Genomic DNA, 3179 nt, shown 5'->3' with positions numbered 1-3179 from the left:
ACGAACCAAGCGCTGGTAGCTGCCCATGCCGCCCGGGGCATCGGGAGGGAAGACATCAATCACCTTCACCACAAGGTCGCAGTCGGTGCCGGTGGTGCTGATCGTGAGGTCTGCGGTGATGGCCCCGGCGATGGTCAGTGGCTTTTCTTGGACGGGCAAGCGGTAGCTGAGCACATCAGGGCGCTCTGAGACAAAGCGCTGGTCGGCGACCGGGTAGGTGAGAGTGCGTGTGCGGATCGTCCCGCCTTCGTAGGGAACGGGGTTGGCCGGGTCGCTCTCGTAGGAATCCTGACTCGCCGTGGTGGGCTTGGCGACACTCAGGGCCTTGCCGGAGGCAAAGTAGAGGCTCGTCTCCTTGGACTCTTTGGGAGGCCAGGCGGAGAACTGCCGCCAGCGGTTGGTGCCGGTCTCGAAGACCTGCGCCTCAGGGACTTTGGGCGAGCCCTCGCCACGGAGAAACGCCTCAAAGAACGGAAGCTCGATATTTTCCTGGTAGTGTGCTGATGTGTTCTGCCCAAAGGAGATATCTCCGAGCTTGCTGCCGTCGGGGGCGGCCCACATCCCGTGGTACCAAGGCCCCATCACGAGCGCGTTGGTGATCTTCGGGTTCTGCTTCTCGGTGGCGGCATAGACATTGAGCGCCCCCCAGCAGTCCTCCGCATCGTACCAGCCGCCGACAGTGAGCACCGCGCAGGAGACATTCTTGAGCTTATCGGGGAGGGCGCGTGCCTGCCAGAAGTCATCGTAGGTTTCGTGCTCCATAAGAGACTTCCACATTCCATCGGTATCCGCAAAGTAGTTTTTGGTGATGTTGGGAAGGGGGCCAAGGTCTAAAAAGAGCTTGTAGGCATCGGCGTTGCGGTCTGGTGAGAAGCCTCCCATGGACTGTGCACGCCCTACGGTCTGGCCAAAGCGCCCAAAACGCACGGCATCCATGAGCATCAGCGCCCCGTTATGGTGAAAGTCATCCCCGATAAACCAGTCCGCCACCGGGGCTTGGGGGGAGACGGCTTTAAGCGCGGGGTGGGTGTTGATCGCTCCGATAGCGGCGTAGAAACCGGGGTAGGAGATTCCCCACATCCCCACCCGCCCGTTGCTTTCGGGGAGTTTCTTCACCAGAAAATCAACCGTGTCGTAGGTATCGGTGCTCTCGTCAATGTCATGAGGGCGGGCGGTGTTCAGAAGCTGGGGTCGGACATTGGCAAAGCGCCCCTGAGACTTACCCATCCCGCGGACATCCTGGTAGGCGAAGATGTAGCCCCTCTCCATCAGCTTCTTGGAGCCCCCAAAGCGAAATCGCATTGCATCTGGCCCGTACGGCCCCGCGCCATAGGGCGTGCGCTCCAGCAGAATCGGGTGCTTTCCTGGCTTGTTCTTGGGAAGATAGACCGCCGTGTAGAGAGTCGTCCCATCGCGCATGGGGATCGTAAACTCCCGTTTCTCGTAGCTCTCGCGGGGGCTCTGAGAAAGCGCGGGCAGGGTCAGGACAAGACAGAGCGCCACGGCGCTCCCACGGAGGAGGTTTTGGAGTTTCATGGACGGAGAAGATGATACCTCCTCGTTCTTATTTTTGCAATTTAATTGCAGTATACCCCATCACGAACTTTGAGAATTTTAGGCATACTGTCATGCAGTCAAGGAACTACAAAAAATCGAATGGACAGTCACCGTATCGGGCAGCTTGCGCTGCTCCTGGGTTTGATTCTTCTCAATAGCATCTTCTCGATGAGCGAGACTGCGATTATCTCCGCAAGGCGTGTGCGACTCCAGCAGCGGGCAGAGGCAGGCGACGAGCGTGCGCAGGTTGCCCTTGGACTTATCGCCCACCCCGATCGTTTTCTCTCCACGGTGCAGATTGGCATTACCTTGATTGGAGTTCTCTCAGGTGCGATTGGGGAGACGAGCCTTGGTCAACCACTGGCTGAGGTTTTTACTCGTCTGGGGCTGGCAAAATCCCTCGCGGAGACCATTGGCTTTACTCTGGGGATTATCCTCATTACCTATTTTTCGCTCGTGCTGGGGGAGCTGGTTCCCAAGACCCTCGCGCTGGCCAATGCGGAGAACCTCTCCGCACGGGTCGCCAAGCCGATGCAGCTCCTCTCCAAAGTGGCAACTCCCCTAGTCTGGCTGCTCTCAGTCTCCACAAGAGGCCTGCTTCGCCTTATGGGAATCCGGCCCTCCGACGAGCCCCCGGTCACTCAGGATGAGATCAAGAGCCTCATTGAGCAAGGCACCAAGGCAGGGGTCTTTGATGAAGGCGAGCAGGAGATTGTCGAGCGGCTCTTTCGGGCGGCAGACCGACGAATCACCAGCGTGATGACCCCGCGCAGGGAGATCTCCTATCTGGATATTGAGGACACCTGGGAGGTCAATGCGGCCAAGATTGCCTCGGTGCCCCACACGGCGTTCCCCGTCTGCGTGGGTGGGCTGGATGATCTTATTGGGATCGCCCCTCTTAAAGCACTCTGCAAGAGCCACTCTTTCTTATGGAGCACCGGCTTGCCTTAGAGGCGCTGGAGGAGTTCCGTCGCTCGTCGCGCTCGCTGGGCCTCGTTGTGGATGAGTACGGCAACACGGTCGGACTAATCACCCTCCACGATCTCTTGGAGGCGCTGGTGGGAGAGATTGGCACGGATGGAGCACAGAAGCAAGATCTCTCGGTGGTAAAGCGCGACGATGGCTCTTGGCTCCTTGATGGCATGCTCCCCGTAGACGAGTTCGTCCATGTTCTGGACCTGCGCGATCTCCCTCAGGATAGCCGAGACTATGCCACTCTAGGTGGATTTGTCATGGCCCACCTCGGACGAATTCCTAGCTCTGGTGACCACTTCACTTGGTCTGAGTTTCGCTTTGAGGTCATGGATATGGACGGTCACCGAGTAGATAAAGTGCTTGTTTCCGCGCTCCCGCCTCAAGGTGCGCCAACTACCTAGAACGGGCCATTCTCCCACGGTCCCCAGATCGCTAGGGTGACTCCAGGGAGCTGCAGATTCACAAAGAGCGTCTTGCCGTCGGGGGCGAAGCAGGCTCCCGCGAACTCACTCTGCTCGTAGCCAGAGTAGACATTGCGGGCGAAGTTGAATATCTCGCCTTTAGCCGTGAGGCCACGCAGGTAGCAGTCCCCGCCGTAGGTGTCTTCGCAGAGCACGAGGCCGCCACGCGGGGTGACACAGAGATTA

The 3179-nt window shown here is 58.9% G+C and carries 4 protein-coding genes; 2 read left to right on the top strand and 2 right to left on the bottom strand.

Annotated features, from left to right (window positions below):
- Window positions 1–1536: CocE/NonD family hydrolase (locus AC1XOS_RS21600; RefSeq protein ID WP_481964278.1), on the bottom strand; the 1536-nt coding region annotated here is incomplete at its 3' end.
- A gap of 120 nt (window positions 1537–1656) precedes the next feature.
- Here AC1XOS_RS21600 and AC1XOS_RS21595 point away from each other — a divergent pair.
- Together AC1XOS_RS21595 and AC1XOS_RS21590 are read left to right on the top strand one after the other, a co-directional pair.
- Window positions 1657–2508, top strand: coding sequence for a hemolysin family protein (locus AC1XOS_RS21595; RefSeq protein WP_481964277.1), 852 nt, complete (start codon window positions 1657–1659; stop codon window positions 2506–2508).
- A complete protein-coding gene (locus AC1XOS_RS21590; RefSeq protein ID WP_481964276.1) occupies window positions 2487–2933 on the top strand; it encodes a transporter associated domain-containing protein in 447 nt (148 codons plus the stop codon). Before AC1XOS_RS21595 ends, AC1XOS_RS21590 begins: the two co-directional genes overlap by 22 nt.
- Here the strand turns inward: AC1XOS_RS21590 and AC1XOS_RS21585 are convergent.
- A partial coding sequence (locus AC1XOS_RS21585; RefSeq protein ID WP_481964275.1) for an alkaline phosphatase PhoX occupies window positions 2930–3179 on the bottom strand: 250 nt, incomplete at its 5' end. The genes AC1XOS_RS21590 and AC1XOS_RS21585 overlap by 4 nt on opposite strands.

This window comes from Armatimonas sp., from assembly GCF_964826245.1.
The sequence above is the reverse complement of the archived record's forward strand: the minus strand, read 5'-3'. Positions and strand labels throughout refer to the sequence as shown.